Raw genomic sequence first — 23,062 nt, forward strand, 5'->3', positions numbered from 1 at the left:
CGGGGCGCGTCCAACTAGATCGAGAGCTGCGGACTCGACCGAGTTCGCCGGAGGAGGGATTCTGCGTGACCAGTCTGGTGAATGTGAATCTGGATGCGATCAGGTCGCAGGCCTGTTCGGTGGACGGCGTGTCCGGCGGGGTCGCCAAGGCGCTCGAGGCGGCGAACTATCTCGCCCATGCCGACGACGGCTACGGCCTGCTCGTGAAGCCGTACGCAGTGAGCACCTTGAACTCGCTCCACGACGACATCACCGAGGCACTGGCGCAGCTCGACACCCTGACCGCGGAGATGCCGGGCAAACTCCGCACCGCCGCCGACACCTTCGAAACGTGTGACACCACCCGGGCGGGCGATCTCACGGGCAAGACCGCCGAGATCGAAAGGAACGTCTGACCATGGCCGACGGACCCAACGCGGCGGGCACGTTCCTCAACGAGCACACCATCCTGCCCGGCACGGTGAGCACCTTCGACGACGGCGAAGCTCCCGAGAACGACCTGCTCCAAGACGGCGTCGACTATCGGGACACCTATTACCAGGAAAGCAACTTCCTCTTCAGCAATGTGGGCCGGCCGACGGGTGGGGAGGAACCCGACGCGGGCATCATGAAAGGCACGCTCCAGGGTGACACCTGGGAGAACGGCCTCGGCCTCTACAACGCGATGACCGGTGACGGGTCGATCATGACCAAGGTCGACGCCATCTCCAAAGCGGCCGGTACCGCGGGTGATTGGGCGTCGGCGGCGACGATGTTCAGCAAGGCGATCAAGGGCACCTCCACACTGGCGAAGTTCGACCCGTTCAACTTCCTCGGTTCGCAACTGATGAGCTGGATGCTCGAACACGTCGAACCGATGCGCAAATCACTGGAATCGATCACCGGCAGCCCGGATATGGTCCAGGCGTATTCGGATTCGTGGAAGGCGATCGCCGAGAGTCTGACGACCACCGCGCAGGAGTGGGCTACCGCGCTCGACAGCGGAATCGGTGAATGGGCAGGTGCCGCCGCCGAAGCCTACGTGGCCAAGGCGACCGAGCTGACGGGCAAGATCGCCGAGAAGGCGGCCGTCGCCGAGGTGCTGTCGGAGTGCAACGCGGCGATGAAGGGCATCGTCGAGACAGTGCGCGAGATCGTGGTCGAGATCCTGAGCAATCTCGCCGGCATGCTCGCCGAGATGACCGCGCTGCTCATCGCCTCCGCCGGAACGGCCACCCCCGCGCTTATCGCCAGGGCGCTGCTCGACATCTCGCTGGCCACGGTGTCGGTCTCGCAGATGCTGGTGAAACTGGCGCAGGCGCTGATCGATACGAAGATGCTGGCGCAGAGCGCGGTGAAGATCATCCAGGGCGTGACCGAGGTCGAGACCGCGAAGTAGCGGACGAGGGAGCCGGTGCCGGCCCGTGCTCGATGGCAGACTGCGTCTATGACGATCAACGATTGGGCCGATGTCGACAGCTACCTCGTCACCACGCTCGTCGGTGACGAGGGAGCGCCCGCACTCACCGCCAACGCCGACGCGGGGCTGCCTGCCATCGACGTCTCCCCACCCCAGGGCAAACTGCTGAACCTGTTGGCCCGCACCGCGAAAGCGCGCCGGGTACTCGAGATCGGCACCCTCGGCGGCTACAGCACCGAGTGGCTGGCGCGCGCGGTCGGCGACGGTGGTCTCGTCGTCACCCTCGAATTCGAACCCCGCCACGCCAAGGTCGCGCGCGAGAACCTCGACCGCGCCGGCGTGGGGGAGCGCGTCGAAATCCTGGTGGGCGCGGCCCTGGACACCCTGCCCGGTGTCGCCGAGGATCTGACCGAACCGTTCGACCTGGTCTTCATCGACGCCGACAAGGTCAACAACTCCAACTACGTGCAGTGGGCGCTACGCCTGACCCGCCCGGGCTCGGTGATCATCGTCGACAACGTGGTGCGCGCGGGCGCGGTGGCCGACGAGCAGACCGAGGATCCCAATGCCCGAGCCAGCCGCGACCTGATCGAACTGCTCGCCGCCGAACCGAGCGTCGACGCGACCGTCATCCAGACCGTCGGCGCGAAAGGTTGGGACGGATTCGCCTACGCCGTGGTGAACGGTCCGAATTCCTGATCTTCACCGCCCGGCAATGCGCAGGGTCATTGCCGGGCGTCCGGGATTCATCGCAGGGTTGTTCGCTGCCGCTAGCGTGGGAGTGTTCGACTTCAGGAGCCGCCATCATGGAATTCCGTCATCTCGTCTCGTTCATCGCGCTCGCCGAGGAATTGCATTTCGGACGTGCGGCGCAGCGCCTGCATCTGACGCAGCCGAGCCTGAGCGCCCAGTTGCAGAAACTGGAGAAGTCCCTGGAAGTACAGCTGGTCGCGCGCAATTCGCACGAGGTGCGGCTGACGCCGGCGGGCCGGGAATTCGAGCTGCAGGCCCGCCAGATCATCGCCCAGCTCGACCGGGCCGCCCAAGCGGCGAAGGCGACTGCCGCCGGTCGGGCGGGCAGCCTGAACGTCGGCTACAACCTGCCCGCCAGCAAGCACATCCTGCCCGACGCGCTGGCCCAGCTCACCGACCGCCACCCCGGCATCTCGGTGTCGCTGTGGGAGAAGCGAACCGGGCCGCAGCTGGCCGCCCTGGCCGACGGATCCCTCGACCTGGCCATGGTCTACGGCCACCCCAGCACCGCCGACTTCCGGTACCGGCGTCTGCTGCACCGGATTCCGCTGGTGGCGGTGGTCGGCCGGCAGCACCGCTGGGCCCACCGCTCACACGTGCCCTTCGCCGAACTGCGGGACCAGGACTGCGTGCTGTTCGCCCGCGATCAGTGCCCGGCGATGTACGACGCGATCCTGCGGTCGGCCGCGCAGACCCGGATCTCGCTGAACATCACCCAGATCGCCGACGATCCGGGCGCCACCGCCCACATCGTCTCGGTGCGCCCGCTGGTCGGATTCGCGTCGCTGCCGCGGGCGGTGTCGGCGGGTATGGGGTCCTCGGACACCGACCCGGTGGCGGTGAAACTGGTCGATCCGGTCCCGACCTTGGATCTGCACGTGGTGTGGCGGGCCGACGAACAGAATCCGGCGGTGGCGATGTTTCTGGATTGCCTCGCGTCCACGGCACCTGCCCTGGCCGACGACCAGGTTTTGACGGCGTGAAGTCGTCGTTCATTTCAATCCCGACCGCACGAACGCATTGACGATGTGGCGCTGCAGCACCAGATACAGCAGCAGCACCGGCAGGCAGGCGAGACCGGCCAGCGCCATCATCGGCCCCCACTGATCACCTTCGGTGCCCATGAAACTACGCAGTCCGAGCTGCAGCACACTGTTGGACTGACGCAGTACGACCGCGGGCCAGAAGTACTCGTTCCACGCGTTGATGAACAGCAGGATGCCGAGCGCGGCGAGTGCGGGTCGCAGGTTCGGCACCACCACGGTCCACAGGATCGACCACGACGAGCGCCCGTCGATCTTCGCGGCGGCGATGAGTTCCTTCGGGAACGCCGACATGTGCTGGCGCAACAGCAGCACCGCCAGTGCCGAGCACAGCGTCGGCAGCACGACGCCGATCAGGGTGTTGATCAGGCCCAGCTGGTTGAGCAGGATGTAGTTGGGCAGCATCGTCACCTGGAACGGCACCAGCCACACCCCGACGAACGCCAGATACAGCAGGTTCTGTAGCGGGAAGGTGTAGATGGCGAACGCGTAGGAGGCCAGCAACGCGATGAGGAGCTGGCCCGCCGCCGAGAGCACCGCAACGAAGAACGTGTTGGCGATCAGACCGGCGATGTCGACCTTCTGCGCCGCGTCGAGGTAGTTGGCCGTCGACAGCGGCCACGGGATCGGCGACAGCGAGGTGACGTCCTCGGGTCGGCGCAGCGACGTCGCGAACAGCCAGTAGATCGGGAACACGCACACCAGCGCCGTGGCGGCGAGCAGCAGGTGGCTGCCCACCCCGCGCAGTCGTTCAATCGTCATGGACAGCAACCTTTTCCGAGATCCAGACCAGCAGTGCGGCCACCAGACCGAAGCCGAAGAACAGCAGCACACCGGCCGCGGCACTCAGACCGGCGTCGAAACTGTGGAAGGCGTAGTCCCAGAGCAGGTAGTAGATGTTGGTGGTGGCCTGCGCGGGACCGCCCTGGGTCATCGAGTCGATGAGCGGGAAAGTCAGTGTGGGACTGAGCAACACGGTCGTGAGGATGAGGAACAGCACGGTGGGCGAGAGCAGCGGCAGCGTGATCCAGCGCCGGATCTGACCGGGTGAGGCGCCGTCGACCCTGGCCGCTTCGTCGTAGTCGCCGCTGATTCCGGCCAGGCCCGCCCACACCACGAGCACCGCGAAGCCGATCAGGTGCCAGGCGGTGATCGCGATGATCACCCCCTGCGCGGTCGCGGTCTCGTACACCCAGTTGCGGTTCGAACCGCTCACCTGGGCGAGGAAGCCCGTCCCCGGATGCAGCAACCAGCGCCACACCGCCGCCGCCGCGACCGGCGCGACCAGGAACGGTGCGAAGACCAGTGCCTGATAGATCGTGCGCGCCCGACCGGTGACCCGTCTGCTCGCCATCGCGATCACGACCGGCAGCACCACCGTGAACGGCAACAGACCGAGGATCAGTGTCCCGGTGCGACCGAGGGCGCCCCAGAACGCCGGAAGATCCAGCAGCCGTTCGTAATTCGCGGTGCCCACCGGTGTCATCGGCGCGGTCGGCAGCAGGTTCCACGAGTAGGTGGACAGCTGCAAGGCCTGCACCAGCGGTTGATAGGTCCACACGACCAGCAGGAACAATGCCGGACTCAGGTAGAGGTACGGCGCGACGAACCGGGCCACGCGGCGGCGCGTGAGGCGCCGGCGCACCGGTGTCGCCGCGACCGGCGGTATCGGCGACACCGGCGCATCGATGACGAACATCTACCGCACCGCCGCCCGCGCGGCGACGATCGCCGCGATCTGCTCGAGCATCTCCGACTCCGGCCGGTCATAGACCTTCGGCGCCGGTGCGGCGTCGATCGCGGTGGCCAGCACCGTCGACTCCATCACGTCGATGCGGCTGAACCCGAATCCGACGAATCCGCGGTGCCTGCCCGCCGGAGCCATCGGGTCCACCCGGTAGGCCGTCGCGGGACCGATCCACACCGGAATCCCAGCCAGTGCCGACGCGCCGGTGAGGTGGTTGTGTCCGCACAGGATCATCCGGACATCGGTGCCCGCCACGACCTCGGCCAGCTGCTCGGCATCCTTGAGCCGGAGGAAGTCGAGGGTGGCCAGCGGCGAACGCAGCGGCGGATGGTGCACCACCAGCACGGTGCCGTGCGGGGCGGGGGTGCGCAGCTCCTCGGCCAGCCAGGTCAGCTGCTCCGGCTCCAGCTTGCCGTCGTGCTGGAACGGTGTGGTGCTGTCCAGCACGATGATCCGCACGCCCGCGATCTCGACGCACTGGTCGTGCGGGAGATCCGGGTCCACCGTGTCGCGGCCGAGCAGTTCGGCGCCGAAGGCGGTGCGTTCGTCGTGATTGCCCATCGCGTAGACGATCTCGGCGCCGAGGTCGGCCGCGACCGGCTCCACCGCGGCCCGCAACCGCCGGTACGCCTCGGGTGACCCGTTGTCGCTGAGATCACCCGAGAAGATCAGCACGTCGACGCGCTGCCCGAAGTCGCGCAGCCGGTCGAGCACCGCGGTCAGGTTGGCGGCGGTGTCGACCCCGTGGAGCAGTTCGCCCTCGGGTCGCAGGTGGGTGTCGGTGATCTGGACGATCGTCAGTTCGCTCATGACTTCGGCATGAGTTCGGTGCCCGCGGTGCGGGCGGCGGTGAGCGTGGACTGCGGGTCGGCGCCCTGGAACACGACGGCCTCGACGGCGTCCATCATGCCGTCACGCATCTGCAGATAGTTGTTGCCCGGCATCGACACCCACGGCTCCATGTTCGCCAGCTGCGCGACGTTCGGGCGCAGCAGCGGGTTCTGGTCGGCCCAGTCCTTGAGCCCGCCTGCTTCTTCGAGCAGACCGGTGCGCAGCGGCAGGTAGCCGATGTTCTGCGCGATCTTCTTGTAGGAATCCTCGCTGGTCAGGTGCTTGATCAGTTCCCACGCGGCCCGCTGCTTCGCCGGATCGTTGGACAGGATGTGCAGGCCCGCACCGGAATTCGTGGGGACGGCGGGCTTGCTGCCGAAGCCGGGCATCGGCGCCGAACGCAGGTCCCACTTGCCCTTGGACCCGGTGACGAAAACGCTCTGCAGCGCGCTGGTTTCGAGCATCATGCCGATCTCGCCGCGACCGAACGCCTCGTAGCCCTGCTTCTGATTGAGCTTGGGCATGCTGCCGGTGTTCACGAGGTTCTGCGCCATCTTGGTGACCTCGACGGCGGGCGCGTCGGCGAAAGTGAGGGTGTTGCGATCCTCGGAGATCACGCGGCCGCCGTTGGAGCGCACCAGCGACTGGAAGCACCAGTCCTTGGCGGTCTTGGTCAGGCAGTCGATGTAGACGCCGCCCTTACCGGTGCGGTCGGCGATCGCCTTCGCGGCGGTGGTGACCTCGTCCCAGGTGGTGGGCGGCTTGGCGGGATCGAGACCGGCCTCGGTGAACAGCGACGCGTTCAGGTACAGGACGGGCGTGGAGAAAACGAACGGAACGCCGTAGGTGTGGCCGTCCCAGTCGTCGAGCGTACGGGCGCGGGGCGCGTACGCATGGCGGGCGCCGTCGAAGTTCTGCTTCACTTCCGGCGCGCCGACCAGCTGGTCCAGCGGCTTGGCCTTGAGCTGGTGAATGGTGAAGTCCAGGTCGGAGAAGCCGAGCTGGGCGACGTCGGGCGGGGTGCCCGCCACCATCTGGTTCTGGATGCTGGAAACGGTGTCGGTGGCCGGGTTGGGGCTGTTGCCCTGCGGCTTCTGCGCGGTGACCTTGATATTGGGGTGCTTGGCGCTGAAGTCGGCGATCAGGGCGTTGAAGGTTTCGGTCCAGGCGCCCGCCACACCGTAGCTGTAGGACTCGAAGACGATCGAAACCTGTTGGTCGGCAGCGAGTTCGGGAATCTGCGCGGTGGCGGTGGCGTCGGTGGACCCGGTGGTGCCGAGGCCGCAACCGGTGAGGGCGAGGGCGGCGGTGAACACCACGCCCAGCGCGGGCAGTGTGCGTTTCATCGTGGTTCTATCCTTCTCATCGGGGTGGTGCCGAAATCAGGGGACGGGAATCGCGGCCGCGTCGACGGCCGGTTCCGCGGGGGAGCTGGGCGCTTGCCACGTCAGCCGCAGGCCGGTGTCGGGGTCGAACAGGTGGATGTCGGCGGGGTCGACGCGGCAGGCGATGTCCTCGCCCACCCGGACACCGGCCGGTCGCGCCGCGCGCACACAGAGGCCGGACTCGAGGTGCACGAGTTCTTCGCTGCCGAGGTTCTCGACCATCCGGACCCGCCCGCGGACATCGGTCGAGGTGTCGTCGATCCGCAGGCGTTCCGGGCGGATTCCGGCGACGACGGCGGTGGCGTCGCCGGAATCCTCGGAGATGTCCAGCGCGGCATCGATGCCGTCGGCCATCACCGTCATATGGCCGTCGCTCGCGGTGACGACGGCGGGGAACAGGTTCATCGGCGGTGAGCCGAGGAAGCCGGCGACGAAGGTCGAGCGCGGGCGGTCGTAGAGCTCCTCCGGGGTGCCGCACTGTTCGATGCGGCCCTGGTTGAGCAGCGCGATGCGCGTCGCCATCGTCATCGCCTCGACCTGATCGTGGGTGACGTAGAGGAACGTCACGCCCAGGCGCTGGTGCAGCGCGATCAGTTCGGCGCGGGTCGCGCTGCGCAGTTTCGCGTCGAGGTTCGACAGCGGTTCGTCCATCAGGAACGCGCCGGGATCGCGAACCATGGCGCGTGCCAGCGCGACTCGTTGCCGCTGTCCGCCGGACAACGCGACCGGGCGGCGCTCGAGCAGCGCCGAGATCTCCAGCGTCGCCGACACCTCGGCGACCCGCTGCGCGATCTCCGCCCGCGGCCTGCGCCGCGCCCGCAACGGGAACCCGATATTGCGTGCCACCGACAGATGCGGATACAGCGCGTAACTCTGGAACACCATCGCCAGATCCCGCCGCTGCGGCGCCGCGTCGGTCACGTCGACGTCGCCCACCAGAATCCGCCCCGCGCTCGGCTCCTCCAGCCCCGCGATCATCCGCAACAACGTGGACTTGCCGCAGCCACTGGGCCCCAGCAACACCATGAATTCACCATCGGCGATGTCGAGACTCACCTCGCGCACCGCGTACTCGGCATCGAACTTCTTCGACACCGCTTCGATCTGCAGTCGTGCCATGCGCCCAGTGTCGAGCCCGCCACGGTCCCCGCGCCGGGGCGATAGTGAACGTCGATCGGTCCAATCGTCTCGACCCCACCGACCCACGAACGGCACCATCGGTGCTCGCTGCGATCGTTACTCGGTGGTGGGGTTCGGCGAGCCTGTCATCGGGTGATCGGCCGATGGTGGAAAGCCCCGCCCGGGGCGCTGATCTCCATCGTGGTGCCGGTCAGTGCTTGGATCATCGAGGTCCGGCACCGTCTTCTCACAGGTAGGTGCGGTGCGAATCAGATACCGGCCGAGACCTCAGCGCAGCCGGACCGGTAGTTCCAGTAGGCCTCGGATGAGGGTGCTGGTTTGCCAGTGGAGGTCGGCGGTGGGGGCGAGGGTCAGGTCGGGGTAGCGGTGGAGGAGGGCGGTGAAGGCGATTTCGGCTTCTACGCGGGCCAAGGGGGCGCCGACACAGAAGTGGATGCCGTGGCCGAAGGCGAGGTGGCCCGCGGTGGGGGTGTCGGTGGCGAGGGTGTCGGGGGCGGCGAAGCGGGCGGGGTCGCGGTTGGCGGCCGAGAGGGCGACGTAGACGATCTCGCCCGCGGGGATCTCGGTGTCGCCCAGCGCGACCGGTTCCGCGGTGTAGCGGGCGGTGGCCATGTCGACAGGGCCGTCGAAACGCAGGAATTCCTCGATCGCGGCGGGGACACCGGTGGGGTCGGCGCGCAGGGCCTGCCACTGTTCGGGGTGGCGGAGCAGGGCCAGGACGCCGTTGCCGATGAGGTTCACCGTGGTCTCGTGGCCCGCGACCAGCAGCAGGAACGCCATCGACACCAGTTCTTGATCGGTGAGCCGATCGCCCTCGTCGTCGGCGAGGACCAGCTGGGACAGCAGATCCTCGGCGGGCGCGGACTGTTTGGTGCGCACCAGCTTCGCGAGATAGCCGACCATCGCGGCCGACGCGGTGGGACGCTCGTCCTCCTCGCCCTCGCCCACCACCGTGACCAGGGCCTTGGTCCAGGCTTGGAAATCCGCGCGATCCTCGAACGGGACACCGAGAAGCTCGCAGATCACCGTCACCGGAAGGGGATTGGCGAAATCGTTCATCAGATCGACCTCGTCGCGATCACCCATCCCGTCCAGCAGCGACGCGGTGATCTGCTCGATGCGTGGTCGCAGCAGGGCGACCTGGCGGCTGGTGAAAGCCTTGTTCACGAGCTTGCGCAGACGGGTGTGCGCGGGCGGGTCCGTGCCGAGCATATGGCTCAGGAGCGCGACGATATTCGGGTCCGTCGCCCTGGTGTCACGCTTGGTGTGCAGGATCGCGTCGATCTGGACGACATCCTTGCGCAAGCGCGGGTCGGCGAGCGCGATCTTGGCTTCGGGATAGCCGACGACCACCCAGCGGACGACATCGTCGGGGAAGCGAACCCGATGGACGGGACCCTCGGCGCGCCACCGGCGGTACTGCGCGTGCGGATCGTCGAAGAAGTCGGCGCCGATGGACTCGACTGGGGCGGAAGCGGTGCGGTCGGCCATCGAATCGACGGTACCCGCGCCGGGCCGAACGCGCATCGACCGTGGACATCGGTACACGGAACACCTTGTGACGACCGCGAATTCGCGATCAGGTGGGGTGTGGCTCCGTCGTCGAGGTGCTCGACTCGACCGATACCAGGAAACCGCGCAGGAGTTCGGTGACGGCTTCCGGTTGTTCCAGGGAACTCGAGTGACCGCATGCGGGGATCGTGTGGAGCTGGGCATGTGGGATGAGCGAGGCGATGTGGCGGGCATGCGGGAGCGGGGTGGCGGCGTCGTCCTCGCCGACGATGATCTGGGTGGGAACGGTGATCGCCGCGAGTTCGGCGTCGACGGAGCCACGTTCGGTGACACCGTGGACGGCGTTTCGCGTACCGACACGGTCGATCCCGGCCAGCCGACGCGACCACTCGCGGACGACTTCCTTGCCGGTGTCGGAGGCCCGAAAAGAGGGGCCGAACAGGTGCGTGGCCACCCGGCCTGCGATGGGTCGGATGCCGAACCAGCGCAGCGCCAGGGCCAGCCGGTGGTATTCGCCGATCTTGGCGGGATCCTCGGCTCGCGCGCTGGTGTCCAGGAGGGTGAGCGATCGCAGGAGGTGGCCGTGCCTGGCGGCCAATCGTTGGCCGACGAAGCCACCCATGGACAGCCCGACCCAGTGCACGGGGCCCGCGTCGAGAGCGCGGATCACGCCCACCGCGTCGGCGGCGAGAGTGTCCATGTCATAGCCGTCGTCGGTGGGTGGAGTATCGCCCTGACCGCGCCAGTCGAGGGTGACACACCGATAGTCGCCTTGCAGGGCCTCGAGCTGCGCGCGAAACATCCAGCCACCGAACAGCAACCCGTGGCCGAAGACCACGGTGGCGACGTCGGGTTTGCCTGCGGGAGCGCCGGTGTCGGTGTAGGCGATCCGAACACCGTCGAGCGAAATGATCGGCATGGGGTCACTCGCCGCCGGTACTCAGGCCGCCGCGAGGCGGACGTTGCGCATCGTCACCAGCGCGGTGGCACACAGGATTTCGCCGGTTTCCTCCACCGAGAACACGTCGGCGGCGGCGATCGTGAGCAGCGCGCCGGGCTTGATCACCCGGCCGCGGGCGACCACGTTCGGGCCTTTGGCGGGCGCGAGAATCTTCACGGTGTAGTCGATGGTCATGTTCACCCAGCCCACGGGCAGCAGCGTGCCCGCGGCCGAACCGGCGGCGAAATCGGCGAGCGAGCCGAGGACCCCACCCTGGAAATAGCCGTCGTGCTGGGTGAGTTCGCGCCGGTGTGGTTGCACGATCTCGACGTCGCCGGGCTCGACCCGGCTGAAATGGAAACCCAGGTGCGCGGCGGCGGGCATGGACAGCACGACGCTGGGAACCAGCTGTGCGAAGTCGGGATTGGGGGCCTGTGCTGCGGTCATCGGCTCAGTCCTCTGCTCGGCAGCGGCGCGGCGTCGCCGCTCCTCCTGCGGCGAATCCTGCCCGCTGACGGCGCGCGGGAACAGCCCATCGCGGAAATTTCGCCTGCTGTTGGGAGTCTGGAAAGAGTTCGGCCGGGCGAGTGGCGCGTTCCCGCCCGGCCGAGCGCTCAGCGAGTTCCGGCGTGCAGAACCACTTTGCCGTTGCGGCCGGGAGTTTCGGACACCACAGCGGCCTCGGCGGCCTGCTCGAGCGCGAAATCGGCCTGGACATCCAGGCGCAGGGTGCCGTTGGCGGCGAGGGTGACGAGTTCGGTGATCAACCGCACGTAATCGGCGCGGTCGATGTCGGAACTGCGCTGCTGGCCCCAGAACCCTTTCACCACCGCCTGTTTGAAGATGACGGCGCCGGTGTCGATGATCAGCGGTTTGCCCGACAGCGCGCCGAAGGAGATCAGTTCACCGCGCGGGGCGAGCAGCGCCATCAGATCGCCCGCGGCCGGACCGCTGACCTGATCGACGGCGCGCACGATCGGTTCGCCGCCGGTGATGTCGGCGCCGGTGGCGAGCCAGCCCACCGATTCGGTGTCGAGCACGGGACCGTAGCCGAGCCTTTCCAGCGCCTGCACCGACGACTGGCCGCGGACCAGGCTCAGCACCCGCACTCCGCGTTCCTTCGCGAACAGGTTGAGCAGGCGACCGACCGCACCGTTGGCGGCGTTCACGACGATCCACTCACCGGCCCGCACCTGCAGGTCGTCGAGCAGCATCAGGGCGCTCAGCGGCATGGCGAGCAGCTGGCAGGCGGTTTCGTCGGGCACGGAATCCGGCATCGGCACCGCTTGCGCGGCGCGGGCGACGAAGGAATCCGCCCAGGCGCCACGGACGCCGGCGATCGCCACCCGCTGACCGACCTGGAGTGCGTCGACGCCGGGGCCGACCGCGTCGACGACGCCGGCGGCCTCGGTTCCGGGGATCGCGGGCAGCGGCGGCCGATAGCCGTAGACGCCGCGGATGATCGCCAGATCGTGGTTGTGGATGGGCGACAGCGACGTCGCGATCCGCACCTCACCCGCCCCGGGCTCCGGGGTGGGCACCTGCTGCGCGGTGAGCACATCCTTCGGTTCGCCGAATTCGTCGATGACAACTGCCTGCATGTCCGCCTCCGTGGTGGTTGCGAGTCCCTGCCGAGCGTGATCGTGCTCCATTGTGGCACCGTGCCGGTATCGGGTTGCTCAGGGATGCCCCTGCTCGGGCCCGGCTGTCAATACCTCGCAGGGCTGAGAGCGGATCACTCCGACAGCGCGTGAAAATAGCTCGCACGGTGGACGAATGTGACCGGGTGGCGTGCGTACCTTCGGTGCATGGCAGACGCGCTCGGAACACGCTCGCCCGCAGTGCGATCCGGATCGCGTATCGCCGAGGTCGACATCCTGCGGGGGTTCGCCCTGTTCGGGATCCTGATCACCAATGTGGTCGTGGCGACCTCGCTGTGGTCGGTGGTGGGTACGCGCGAGGATCCGGTACTGCGCTTCGACGGCACCGTCGATCTGCTGGTGCGGGCCACCGTCGACGCGCTGTTCGCCGGGCGGTTCTACCTGCTGTTCGCTTTTCTGTTCGGGTACTCGTTCACCCTGCAGATCGCGGCGGCCCAGCGCGCGGGGGCTTCGCCGGTGCGGCGGTTGCTGCGGCGGTGTGCCGCGCTGATGGCGATCGGACTCGTCCACGTCTACCTGCTGTGGATCGGGGACATCCTCACCCTGTACGCGTTCCTGTGCCTGACCCTCATCGCGCTGCGCAAATTGCGGCCGCGGACCGCGGTGATCACCGGAGTGGTGCTGTACACGGTGTGGTCGGCGTGGAGCTTCCTGCCGGGCAGTGCCGGTCTTCTCGCGTTCGGCGAGTTCGTCGACCTGCCCGCGATATCGGCCGACTACACCGCCGACTTCGCGTCGACGTTCGCCGCGCAGACGGCGCTCGCGCCGGTGTTCCTGCTGCTGATCTGGTTCGGTCAGGGCGTACCGAGCCTGGCGATGTTCCTGATCGGCATGGCGGCGGGCAAACGAAACCTGTTCGCGGATCCGGATACGCTGCGCCGCTGGTCCTTTCGCGCACTGGTGATCGGCTTCGGCCTCGGCCTGCCGATCTCGGCGATGACCTTCGCCGAGTCGATGACCTGGTGGCACGCCCCCGCGGTGATCCACGGCCTGCAAATGCTGGTGAACCCGTTCATGACGTTCGCCTATGTCGCCGCGATCCTGCTGGCCGCGCGGTCCGCACGCCTGGGCCGCTTCACCGCCCTGCTCGCCCCCGCCGGGCGCATGGCCGCCACCAACTACATCGGGCAATCCGTGGTGCTGATGCTCGTCTACACCGGGTACGGCCTCGCCCTCGCCGATGACATCGCACCCCTTGGCGTCGTCGCGATCGCCGTGCTCACCTTCGCCGCCCAGCTCGCGTTCAGTGCCCGGTGGCTGCGCGGTCATTCGTACGGCCCGGTGGAATGGTTGCTCCGCGCCGCGACCTACCTGACCGTTCCGCCGTGGCGACGTCCTGCCGTACAGAACGCTCCGCCCGGCGCCTGAGCCGACGATTCGGCGCGCTGTCAGTCGGCGACCGCCGGCGGGCGGTGGAACTCCGCCCGCCAGCGGTGCAGACCTGAGGCGTCGGCACGAGAGACGGTTTCTACCCGGACCGGGGTCAGGTCGGGGGCGGCGAAAGAGTCGATGTCGGCGCGGGTGAGCGGCCACGGCGGGCCGGTGGTGGCGGGGGTCTTGCTGATGTCGGCGATCACGAGCAGGGTCGCGTCGGGCGCGAGGAGGTCTCGGATGCCGGTGATGGCGAGGGTGCGGACGTCCTGAGGCAGGGATTGGACGGTGATCGACTCGATGACCAGGTCGAAAGCGTGGAGCCAGGACGGCGGTGGGTTCAGGAGGTCGGCGACCTTGTAGGTGACGGGGGAATGAGGGAAACGAACCCGGGCGCCGCGGATCGCGGTGGGGGAGACGTCGAAGGCGGTGGTTCGGATGCCCCGGGAGGCAACGAATTCGGCGTCGGTGCCGTATCCGCAGCCGATCACCATGGCCCGCGCTCCCTGGGGCACGGTGGCGGTGCGGAGCCAATCGACCAGCAGGGGATTGGGGACGTCTCGATCCCACGGAACCACCGAGGTGCCCGCCGCGGCCTCGGCGTAAAGCGGTTCGAACCATCCGGTCGGATCGTTCGCGGCCAGTGCCTGAGCGGCGAGGCGGCGATCGGCGGACGGCTGCGCGTCGGTCATGGGTCCAGTCTTCACCACCAACGGTCGCCCCGTCGTCCGACAGTCGGGGACGCGCCCGGCGACCGGTGGGCTGGTCGGTTGATCTCCTGGCCCAGGTGCCCGAGATTCGTGGAATCGCCTGCATGACGTCAGTGTTCAACCGGAATGGTGCTCGAGGTCAAGCGCGCCGGGCGGCCCGTGCGGCGAAACCGTCGCAGAGGGCTTCGAGACCGAGGAACAGCAGGTCCTCGGAGGTCAGGTCGCTCACCCCGGCGCCTTCGAGGTCGGCCAGTGCCGGCGGGACGGGGAAAGAGGGTTTGCCCTCGAGGAGATCGCGCAGTCCGTTGGTGTCGTCGGTGGCGGTGCGCTTCTCGGCGAGCAGCGCGCCGCCGACCACCGGCAAGCTGGCGCCGGAGATGTAGTTCCAGACGGAGAATCCCATCGTGGTGGCCTCGCGGGCGGTCACGTCGAGCTCGCGCAGACCCTCGACCAGCCACGCCAGGCTGGTCAAGCCCTGCGGGCCGAAGCTGTAGCGGGGGACCGCGAAGGTGAGCAGCACCCAGGGATGCTGCTGATAGAGCTCCCAGTCGATCTCCGCGGCGATACGCACCCGGTCGCGCCACGTCCACCCGCGACCGGCCGGATCGGGGTAGGGGTGCCGGGCGGCGATCTCGTCGGTCATGGCCGCGATGAGTTCGTCCTTGTTCGCCACGTGCCGGTACAGCGACATGGTGCCCACATCGAGGCGGTCGGCGATGCGGCGCATCGACACCGCGTCGAGTCCGTCGGCGTCGGCGAGGAAGATCGCGGCGTCGACGATCGCGGTGCGGGTGAGCTTCGCCTCGGTCATCCCATGACTCGCTTTCGTAATACAACCTTCATGCGTACACTGTACCCAGCTCCCGCGTACGGCGTACGCAAAACCTCGGAAGGATGTCGGAATGACGAAGCTGGAACCGGCGGTGCCCACCGCAATCGCCGGTGGACGCCGCGCATGGCTCGGACTGGGCGTGCTGCTGCTGCCGGTGCTGCTGGTGTCGATGGACATCTCGGTGCTCTTTCTGGCGATGCCGACCCTCACGGCCGACCTGGATCCCACCGCGTCGCAACAACTCTGGATCCTCGATATCTACGGGTTCATGCTCGCGGGTCTGCTCATCACCATGGGCAACCTCGGCGACCGGATCGGCCGACGCAACATCCTGCTCGCCGGCGCCGCCATCTTCGGTGTCGCGTCGGTGCTCGCCGCGTTCGCACCCACCGCGCCGATCCTCATCGCGGCCCGCGTACTGATGGGCATCGGCGGTGCGACGCTGCTGCCGTCGAGCCTGGCGCTGATCTCCACCCTGTTCCCCGACACCCGGCAACGGGGCACCGCGATCGGCATCTGGACCGCGTTCTTCGCCGGTGGTTCGGCGGTCGGGCCGATCATCGGCGGCGTCCTGCTACACCACTTCTGGTGGGGCTCGGTATTCCTGATCAACATCCCGGTCCTGGCGATTCTGCTGATCTTCGGGCCGATCCTGCTGCCCGAACATCGCTCCGCCGCCCTGGGACCGATCGATCTGCCCAGCGTCGCGCTGTCGATCGGCGGCATCCTGCCGTTGATCTACGGCATCAAACACATCGCCGCCGAAGGTTTGGACGCGGTGTCGCTGGTGATCGCCATGATCGGCGTCGGGCTGCTCGTGCTGTTCGTGCGCAGGCAGCGTCATCTCGCGGAACCGCTGCTCGATCTGTCGTTGTTCACGCGGCCGCTGTTCCGGGTGGCCATCGGGGCCAGCATGGCGGGCATGATGTCGCTCGCCGCGATGAGCTATCTGACCAGCATCTACCTGCAGTCGGTCACCGGTCGCGACCCGCTGGCCGCCGCGCTGCTCGGCATTCCGATGGCGATCGCGGTGTTCGTGTGCTCGATGAGCGGTGCACGGCTCGGACTGCGGCTCGGCGTGCGGGCGACATTCACGCTCGCGCTCCTGCTGTCGGCGATCGGCAACCTGATGCTGCTCGGCGTCGGTGTCGACGGCGGCCTCGGCTGGTACATCGCGGGCTCGGTGATCGCCGGTATCGGGTACGGCTTCTCGTTCACCCTGGTGTCGGATGTCGCGGTGTCGGCGGTGCCCGCCGAGCGGGCGGGTTCGGCGGTCGGGATCTCCGAAACGAGTTTCGAACTCGGCAACGCGCTCGGTCTGGCCCTGCTCGGCTCGGTGGCCGCGTTGGTGTTCCGTTCCGGTGGAAACTTCGGTGAGACCCTGGGCGACACCCTCCTGGAGTCCGCCGGTGACGACGGGCTGATCCACGCGGCCCGCGAATCCTTTGTCAGCGGAATGCACGTCGCGACCGCGGGCGGCGCACTGCTGCTGATCGCGATGGCTGTCCTGGCCTGGCGCTCGGCCCGCACCGCGACGACGACCACCGCGGCGCGCTGAATCACGGCGAGCACGACCACCGGTCGGGGTGATCACCGCCACGGTGGGCCGTGCTGGTCGGCCTCACCGGGCACACGTCCAGGTTCGTTGCATAGGATCGTCGGATGCGAAACGAGGGTGCGACGGGACTGGCGACATTGCTCGCCCTGGCCGATTCGCGCCTGCCCATCGGTGGACACGTGCACTCCGGCGGCGTCGAGGAAGCGGTGTCGTCGGGGTTGCTGCGCGACAAGGCCGGCGTGGAGCTGTATCTGCGGCGCCGGATCTCCACCTCGGGACTGGTCACGGCATCGCTGGCCGCCGCGGTGTGCGGCGGGGCGCTCACGCCCGAACGCGCCGAGCTCGAAGCCGACGCGCGCACGCCCTCGCCCGCCGCGCGGGCGGCGTCGCGCGCGCAAGGTCGCGGGCTGCTGCGCCTGGCCAAACAGCTGTGGCCGCGCCATGATTGGGCCGCGGTAGGCCCGCGCCCGCATCTGTCGACGGTGTTCGGCATGGTCGGCGCGGCGAGCGGAGCGAACACCGAACAGCTGGCGGGCGTCGTCGTCTACACGACGCTCACCGGCGCCGCCACCGCCGCGCAACGCCTGCTCGCCCTCGATCCCGCCGCCATCGCCGCGAGCACCCTGCGTCTGGCGCCGCTGTGCGACCGGATCGCCGCCGAGGCTGCCGCCGGCCTCGCTGCCCTGTCCGATCCACTGCAGGACGCGCTCGCCGAACGTCACCTCCAGCGCGACATGCCGTTGTTCGCGTCCTGACCCCGTGATTCCGAGAAGAATGGAGCCCCCATGCCTCCCCATCTGATCGATGGCGAACCGCACGATCACAGCCACGACCGGCCCAAGCGCGACCGCGCCGCCGGTGAGGCCCTGCGCATCGGCATCGGTGGCCCCGTCGGCTCCGGCAAGACCGCGCTGGTCGCCGCCCTGTGCAGGCAGTTGCGCGACGAACTGTCCCTCGCGGTGCTGACCAACGACATCTACACCACCGAGGACGCGGACTTCCTGCGCCGCCACGCCGTGCTGCCCGACGAGCGGATCACCGCCGTGCAGACCGGCGGCTGCCCGCACACCGCCATCCGCGACGACATCACCGCCAACCTCGACGCCATCGACGATCTCGTCGCGGCCAATCCGCCGCTGGACCTGATCCTGGTGGAGTCCGGCGGCGACAACCTCACCGCCACCTTCTCCTCCGGCCTGATCGATGTGCAGATCTTCGTCGTCGACGTGGCCGGCGGCGACAAGGTGCCGCGCAAGGGCGGCCCCGGTGTCACCTTCTCCGACCTGTTGGTGGTGAACAAGACCGACCTCGCCCCGCTGGTCGGCGCCGACCTCGGTGTGATGGAGCGCGACGCCGCCAAGGTGCGCGACGGCCGTCCCACCGCACTGGTCTCGCTGACCGACGACCCGGCCGCCACCCCGGTCCTGGCCTGGGTGCGCGAGCAGCTGCGGGTCGCCGCCGAACAGGACGCGGCCACCGGCGTTGCGCACTGAACTGAGCATCGTCGCCGCACCGGGCCGGCTGCCCCGCATCGACGCGGTCGGCGGCCTGGCCGGGCGGCATACCGGTATCGACACCGTGCACCTGATCGGTACCGCGGCGACCCCGCTCGGCGGGGACGAACTCGACATCACCATCGTCGTGCGCCCCGGTGCGCGGCTGGTGGTTCGTTCGGTGGCGGCGACGATCGCCCTACCGGGCGCGGACACCATGGTGTCGAACGCGCACTGGCGTTTCGACATCGGCGACGGCGCCGAACTGGATTTCGATCCGGAACCCACGATCGTGGCCGGTGGCGCACACCATCTTGTGGTGACCACGGTCCGGGTGGCGCCCGATGCGCGGCTGCGGCTGCGCGAGCGAGTGCAGGTGGGCCGCAGCGGCGAGGACGGCGGTGGGTGGCGCGGTGATCTGCTGGCCGACCTGGGCGAGGTGCCGTTGCTTCGGCACCGGCTCGAGCTCGGGGCGGGTTCGTCAACAGACGATCGGCTGAGCGCGGCACGTGCGCTCGACAGTGAACTGGTCTACCCGGACCACCGTCCTGCCTGGTCGGGCAGCGTGGACGAGGTTCGGCTGCCGCTGGCCGCGGGCGGTTCGCTCGCCACCCGCACGAGCAGCCGACTTCGCGCGCTCGCGCCCACGCCCGGATAGCGGACCGAAGGCGGTGGGAGCCGGGCATGAGAGCCCGACTCCCACCGCTGGGAATTCGATCAAGCGTTGACGAGCTCGGCTTCGGTGTCGGCGGCCTCGGGGGCCATCCCCCGCGGCGGCGCGAGGAAACCGCTCGCCGCACCCACCGCCGCACCGATACCGGCGCCGACGACCGTGACGGGGATCGACACGGCCATGTACGCGGCCATGCCGCCCAGGATCGGACCCGCGACCAAACCGATCGGCACGAACGGGATTCCGGCGACGAGCCCCGCCAACGCGCCGCCCGTGCTGGCCATCATCGCGAACGGGATCGCCACGGTGGAACCGACTGCCGCGCCCCTGGCCGCCGAACCGAGGGTCTCGGAAGCGATCCGGTCGGAACGGCTGCGCTCGAGCCCGACCGAGTCGAGGAACGTCGCGAGGTTGGCCTCGGTAGTGGCCGCGGCGTCGTTGATCTGGATCGAGGTGTCCACCGGCACGAAGTCCGGCACCGGAACCTGCTGGTCACCGAAGCGGAACTGGCCCGGCGGGGGCAGGATCGGCGGCACCGGCGCGACCGCGGTCGGTGCGTGCAGCGGTCCCACCGGAGACAGGTAATCCATTTCCGGCCCGGTCCGCGACCACTGCAGCGAGCTGCGGGTGTTCGCGGGCATCGGCTGACCCACGTAAGGGGTGGCGTTGGGCGCCACCGCGTCGAACTCCGGTCCGGCCTGATGTTCGGGCTGGGTCACCGCCGCCTGCGCGGGATCGGCATTCGCGGTGCCCGTGCCGATCAGGGCCATGACCAGGGGTACCGCTCCGGCTGCGACGACCGAACCAACTTTCTGTCGCTGCAGGTTGGGCGCCCTGTGTTTCCCCGTCGCCATAGATCACCTTTCATCCTGGGGATTGGTCACACATATGACCTCCGACATTCGGACCGGTGCTCGACTCGGATGGGTCCGAAACGTCGGCAACCCGCAACAGCGGTCCGCGGAAAGGTGACCGGCACGAGAAAGGCCGGGTGGTTCGACGGAACCACCCGGCCTTCGGAGAGCTGTGTCAGCCGATCTTGCGCTGCTCCGCGGTGAGCGGTTCGGCGTCGGCAGGCGGCGCGCCCACATCGGCCGCGAGTTCCCTGGCCTCCGCCTGATCGGCGTTGACCTCCTCGATCGCGAGCCGCGCGAAGATCCACTGCTCGGTCGCCGCCATCTGACCGCGGTTGCGACCGAGGAACGACACGAACCAGCCGATCACCGTGACGATTCGGCTGCGGTAGCCGACCAGGTAGTACAGGTGCAGGGCGAGCCAGGCGAGCCAGGCGAGGAACCCGCTGAACTCGAGCTTGCCGATCTGGCAGACGGCGTCGAACCGCGAGATCGTCGCCATCGAGCCCTTGTTGAAGTACTTGAACGGCTTGCGCTCCGCCGGCGTCTGACCGTGCAGCCCGGCCTTGATCGCCTTGGCCGCGTAGGTCGAACCCTGGATGGCGCCCTGTGCCTGCCCCGGTACGCCGGGCACCGACATCAGGTCGCCGACCACGAACACGTTCGGATGACCCTTGACGGTGAGGTCGGGCTCCACGATGACGCGCCCGGCCCGGTCGACCTCGGTGCCCTCGGAGCGTTCGGCGATCATCTTGCCCAGCGGGCTGGCCTGCACGCCCGCCGACCAGACCTTGCACACGGCCTCGATGCGCCGGGTGCTGCCGTCGGCGTCCTTGACGACCACGCCGTGCGCGTCGACATCGGTCACCATGGCGTTGAGCTGGATCTCCACGCCCATCTTCTCGAGCCGCTTGGCCGCCTTGGCGCCCAGCTTGGGTCCCATCGGGCCGAGCACCGCGCCGGCGCCCTCGAGCAGGATGACGCGCGCGTCGCGGGGATCGATGGTGCGGAAGGTGCCGTCGAGGGTGCGGTCGGCGAGCTCGGCGATCTGCCCGGCCAGCTCCACCCCGGTCGGGCCCGCGCCGACGACGATGAACGTCATCAGCCGGTCGCGCTCTTCCTGGGTGGTCGCCAGCTCGGCCTGTTCGAAGGAGCCGAGGATGCGCGCGCGCAACTCGAGCGCGTCGTCGATGGTCTTCATGCCAGGCGCGTACGTGGCGAAGTGGTCGTTGCCGAAGTACGACTGCTGGGCGCCGGTGGCGACGATCAGGCTGTCGTAAGTGGTTTCGGTGTCGCGGTTGAGTAGTCGCGAGGTGACCTTCTTGTTCGCCAGGTCCACGTCGACGACGTCACCGAGCAGCACCTGCGCGTTCTTCTGCTTGCGCAGCACCAGGCGCGTGGCCGGGGCGATCTCGCCGGTCGAGAGGATGCCGGTGGCCACCTGGTAGAGCAGCGGCTGGAACAGGTGGGTCGACGTCTTGGAGATGAGCGTGACGTCGACATCGGCTCGGCGCAGATGCCGGGTGCCGAACAAACCGCCGAACCCGGAACCGATCACCACTACGTGGTGCCGCTTCCCGACAGACTCAGTGCTCATCGTCGCGCTCCTCGACAGACTGGGGTGGGCCCCGCGGTGGTGGTGACAGGGTTAACCGTAGTCGGCTCCGGTTGTGACGTCGCAACAAGAACCCGATCGCGGCGTGTGACGCGGTGTCCCATCGAACGACAAGATCGACAATACGGGATGCGCCGAGTCAGCGACCTGCGAGAAGGAGCTCGGCGACCCGGGTGTCGGTCTCGGCGCCGTCGGTGTACCCGCCTGCTCCGCCGAGCGCGTTCATGATCGACAGCGTGTACCGCTCACCGGCGCCCGCGACGCCGACCGAGTTCACCACCCAGCCGTCGGCCTCGGCCGACCAGCCGTTCTTCAGGCCGGGCCGCATCGACGCACCCGCGCCCCACACACCCCAGTGCTGATTGGAGTCGACCGAACGCATCCGGTCGAGCAGGTAGGCGAGATCGTCGGGGTGCATCGTGTCGAGGATGGTGTTCATCAGCCGATCCAGGTCGGCGGCCGTGCACTTCTGGAACGACCAGTCCGGGAACAGCGCGGTCGTGGTCGGCTGCGGGATCAGGCTGACCATGCCGTAGGCGCGGAACGCGTTGTTGTAGGCCATCCGGTCGAAGCCGATGTACTTCTGCCACAGCACATCGGCGGCGTGGTCGTTTGAGGTGGCCAGCATCGCTTCGAGGTTGAAGCGGTCGTCGGGGGACAGGCCGATGGCGCCGACGCGGGCCCGGTTGAGCAGGTCGGCGGCGATGGCCAGCTTGATCGTGGACGCGGTCCAGACCTGGTTCTCGGCGTGTTCGTTGGCGTAGACGCCACCGGTCTTGCGGTCACGCAGCACGTAGCCGACCACACCGGGGCGACCGGCGAGATAGGCGTCGGCCCGCGCGATCCGGGAGCTCAGATCGGCGTCGAATCCAGGCACCGACACCTGGGTCAGCGCGGGCGGCGCGGCATGGGCCGGACCGGTGAGAACAGGGACGCCCGGAGTGAGGACGGCCGCGGCGGCGAGGAGGCAGGCAGTTGCTGCGACTCGGGAAACGACACGGGTGGAGGGGGAACGGTCACGCACGATGGACCACACTCGCACACCGGACGCCGCAATGCACTACTTCACCGCAAATCCGGCGCCGGGCCCGGCAACGCTGTGACGACGCACGCCCGTCCTCGCTCAGGGTTGTTGCGGCACAGCGCGATTGCTGTCAGTGATGCGCGGCGTGCGGGGTGGCGATGGTGCAGCCGTTGAGGCGATGGCAGTGCTCGAACGCTTCGCCGTGCCGGTCCAGCGGCCACGAATGCAGCACCTGATCAGGCCCGTAGCGCCGGGAATTGATCAGCTCCCAGCGCGCGCCCACTCGACGGACGATGAAGCCGCCACCGGGAACCAGGGGAAACACCTGCGCGATCATGAAACGAAACCAGCCTTTCGCCCGCGGCCGTACTGTCCCACCCGAACCGCCACGATCCCACGCCCCGCGTCGAGGGTGCCGCAGGCGGGGCCGGGACATCTTGCGGTGTGGCGTATTTCACTAGCCCGGTGCAGTGGTGGTGGCGGGGCCGCGCGATTGCGGGTCGGTCGCTGGGCGTATAAAC

24 protein-coding genes are annotated in these 23,062 nt (G+C 68.5%); 9 read left to right on the forward strand and 15 right to left on the reverse strand.

Translation table 11 applies throughout. The features are described 5' to 3' along the window. Window positions 1-65 precede the first annotated feature (65 nt). The 4 genes from ACFVJ5_RS02165 to ACFVJ5_RS02180 all read left to right on the forward strand — a co-directional run bounded on the left by ACFVJ5_RS02165 (window position 66) and on the right by ACFVJ5_RS02180 (window position 3,135). Window positions 66-395 (forward strand): type VII secretion target, encoded by a 330-nt coding sequence (locus tag ACFVJ5_RS02165; protein WP_379218084.1) that lies wholly within the window; start codon window positions 66-68, stop codon window positions 393-395. A gap of 2 nt (window positions 396-397) precedes the next feature. Next, complete coding sequence (locus ACFVJ5_RS02170; protein WP_379218085.1) at window positions 398-1,378, forward strand: hypothetical protein; 981 nt, start codon at window positions 398-400, stop codon at window positions 1,376-1,378. A gap of 48 nt (window positions 1,379-1,426) precedes the next feature. Beyond that, on the forward strand, window positions 1,427-2,098 hold the full coding sequence (locus ACFVJ5_RS02175) for an O-methyltransferase (protein ID WP_379218086.1): 672 nt from the start codon (window positions 1,427-1,429) through the stop codon (window positions 2,096-2,098). Between the two features lie 107 nt (window positions 2,099-2,205). Then, window positions 2,206-3,135, forward strand: a complete 930-nt coding sequence (locus ACFVJ5_RS02180) for a LysR family transcriptional regulator (RefSeq protein ID WP_378627250.1) — start codon at window positions 2,206-2,208, stop codon at window positions 3,133-3,135. A gap of 9 nt (window positions 3,136-3,144) precedes the next feature. On the opposite strand, the gene ACFVJ5_RS02185 is transcribed toward ACFVJ5_RS02180, so the two are convergent. The 9 genes from ACFVJ5_RS02185 to ACFVJ5_RS02225 form a co-directional block, all read right to left on the reverse strand. Beyond that, window positions 3,145-3,957 carry a carbohydrate ABC transporter permease gene (locus ACFVJ5_RS02185; RefSeq protein WP_062983216.1) on the reverse strand — a complete coding sequence of 271 codons (813 nt, stop codon included), beginning with the start codon at window positions 3,955-3,957 and terminating at the stop codon, window positions 3,145-3,147. Further along, window positions 3,947-4,894, reverse strand: a complete 948-nt coding sequence (locus ACFVJ5_RS02190) for a carbohydrate ABC transporter permease (protein ID WP_379218087.1) — start codon at window positions 4,892-4,894, stop codon at window positions 3,947-3,949. Before ACFVJ5_RS02190 ends, ACFVJ5_RS02185 begins: the two co-directional genes overlap by 11 nt. Further along, window positions 4,895-5,752, reverse strand: coding sequence for a metallophosphoesterase (locus ACFVJ5_RS02195; protein ID WP_379218088.1), 858 nt, complete (start codon window positions 5,750-5,752; stop codon window positions 4,895-4,897). It lies immediately after the preceding gene. Further along, window positions 5,749-7,119, reverse strand: coding sequence for an ABC transporter substrate-binding protein (locus ACFVJ5_RS02200; protein WP_379218089.1), 1,371 nt, complete (start codon window positions 7,117-7,119; stop codon window positions 5,749-5,751). The genes ACFVJ5_RS02195 and ACFVJ5_RS02200 overlap by 4 nt, the downstream gene beginning before the upstream one ends. A gap of 36 nt (window positions 7,120-7,155) precedes the next feature. After that, window positions 7,156-8,277, reverse strand: coding sequence for an ABC transporter ATP-binding protein (locus ACFVJ5_RS02205; RefSeq protein ID WP_379218090.1), 1,122 nt, complete (start codon window positions 8,275-8,277; stop codon window positions 7,156-7,158). A gap of 288 nt (window positions 8,278-8,565) precedes the next feature. Beyond that, window positions 8,566-9,789, reverse strand: coding sequence for a cytochrome P450 (locus ACFVJ5_RS02210; RefSeq protein ID WP_379218091.1), 1,224 nt, complete (start codon window positions 9,787-9,789; stop codon window positions 8,566-8,568). 88 nt (window positions 9,790-9,877) lie between these two features. Further along, a complete protein-coding gene (locus ACFVJ5_RS02215; protein WP_379218092.1) occupies window positions 9,878-10,729 on the reverse strand; it encodes an alpha/beta fold hydrolase in 852 nt (283 codons plus the stop codon). 21 nt (window positions 10,730-10,750) lie between these two features. Further along, entirely contained in the window at window positions 10,751-11,197 is a 447-nt protein-coding gene (locus tag ACFVJ5_RS02220) for a PaaI family thioesterase (protein WP_379218093.1), read from the reverse strand. 167 nt (window positions 11,198-11,364) lie between these two features. Continuing rightward, on the reverse strand, window positions 11,365-12,351 hold the full coding sequence (locus ACFVJ5_RS02225; protein ID WP_379218094.1) for a zinc-binding dehydrogenase: 987 nt from the start codon (window positions 12,349-12,351) through the stop codon (window positions 11,365-11,367). 207 nt (window positions 12,352-12,558) lie between these two features. Here ACFVJ5_RS02225 and ACFVJ5_RS02230 point away from each other — a divergent pair, with 207 nt between their 5' ends. Beyond that, a complete protein-coding gene (locus ACFVJ5_RS02230; protein WP_379218095.1) occupies window positions 12,559-13,779 on the forward strand; it encodes a DUF418 domain-containing protein in 1,221 nt (406 codons plus the stop codon). A gap of 20 nt (window positions 13,780-13,799) precedes the next feature. Here the strand turns inward: ACFVJ5_RS02230 and ACFVJ5_RS02235 are convergent, their stop codons facing one another. Continuing rightward, window positions 13,800-14,474: a class I SAM-dependent methyltransferase gene (locus tag ACFVJ5_RS02235; protein WP_379218096.1), complete on the reverse strand. Its 675-nt coding sequence runs from the start codon at window positions 14,472-14,474 to the stop codon at window positions 13,800-13,802. 157 nt (window positions 14,475-14,631) lie between these two features. After that, the gene (locus ACFVJ5_RS02240) at window positions 14,632-15,303 is read right to left on the reverse strand and encodes a TetR/AcrR family transcriptional regulator (protein ID WP_379218097.1); all 672 of its coding nucleotides are present in this window, start codon (window positions 15,301-15,303) and stop codon (window positions 14,632-14,634) included. Window positions 15,304-15,394: 91 nt separating this feature from the next. Between ACFVJ5_RS02240 and ACFVJ5_RS02245 the strand changes: the two genes are divergently transcribed. The 4 genes from ACFVJ5_RS02245 (at window position 15,395) to ACFVJ5_RS02260 (ending at window position 19,033) form a co-directional block, all read left to right on the forward strand. Then, window positions 15,395-16,882, forward strand: coding sequence for an MFS transporter (locus tag ACFVJ5_RS02245; RefSeq protein WP_379218098.1), 1,488 nt, complete (start codon window positions 15,395-15,397; stop codon window positions 16,880-16,882). A gap of 104 nt (window positions 16,883-16,986) precedes the next feature. Continuing rightward, window positions 16,987-17,637: an urease accessory protein UreF gene (locus tag ACFVJ5_RS02250; protein ID WP_379218099.1), complete on the forward strand. Its 651-nt coding sequence runs from the start codon at window positions 16,987-16,989 to the stop codon at window positions 17,635-17,637. A 30-nt stretch (window positions 17,638-17,667) separates the two neighbouring features. Then, window positions 17,668-18,375 carry an urease accessory protein UreG gene (gene ureG, locus ACFVJ5_RS02255; RefSeq protein ID WP_378706607.1) on the forward strand — a complete coding sequence of 236 codons (708 nt, stop codon included), beginning with the start codon at window positions 17,668-17,670 and terminating at the stop codon, window positions 18,373-18,375. Next, window positions 18,365-19,033 (forward strand): urease accessory protein UreD, encoded by a 669-nt coding sequence (locus tag ACFVJ5_RS02260; protein ID WP_379218100.1) that lies wholly within the window; start codon window positions 18,365-18,367, stop codon window positions 19,031-19,033. The genes ureG and ACFVJ5_RS02260 overlap by 11 nt, the downstream gene beginning before the upstream one ends. Window positions 19,034-19,092: 59 nt before the next feature. On the opposite strand, the gene ACFVJ5_RS02265 is transcribed toward ACFVJ5_RS02260, so the two are convergent. From ACFVJ5_RS02265 to ACFVJ5_RS02280, 4 genes are all read right to left on the reverse strand, one after another. Then, window positions 19,093-19,818, reverse strand: a complete 726-nt coding sequence (locus tag ACFVJ5_RS02265; RefSeq protein WP_379218101.1) for a hypothetical protein — start codon at window positions 19,816-19,818, stop codon at window positions 19,093-19,095. A gap of 259 nt (window positions 19,819-20,077) precedes the next feature. Beyond that, a complete protein-coding gene (locus ACFVJ5_RS02270; protein WP_379218102.1) occupies window positions 20,078-21,499 on the reverse strand; it encodes an NAD(P)/FAD-dependent oxidoreductase in 1,422 nt (473 codons plus the stop codon). A 157-nt stretch (window positions 21,500-21,656) separates the two neighbouring features. Beyond that, a complete protein-coding gene (locus tag ACFVJ5_RS02275; protein ID WP_379218103.1) occupies window positions 21,657-22,541 on the reverse strand; it encodes a tat pathway signal sequence in 885 nt (294 codons plus the stop codon). Window positions 22,542-22,671: 130 nt separating this feature from the next. Next, the gene (locus tag ACFVJ5_RS02280; RefSeq protein WP_378627280.1) at window positions 22,672-22,878 is read right to left on the reverse strand and encodes a hypothetical protein; all 207 of its coding nucleotides are present in this window, start codon (window positions 22,876-22,878) and stop codon (window positions 22,672-22,674) included. Window positions 22,879-23,062: the final 184 nt, after the last annotated feature.

This window comes from Nocardia sp. NPDC127606 (genome assembly GCF_042671725.1).
Lineage (GTDB): Bacteria > Actinomycetota > Actinomycetes > Mycobacteriales > Mycobacteriaceae > Nocardia.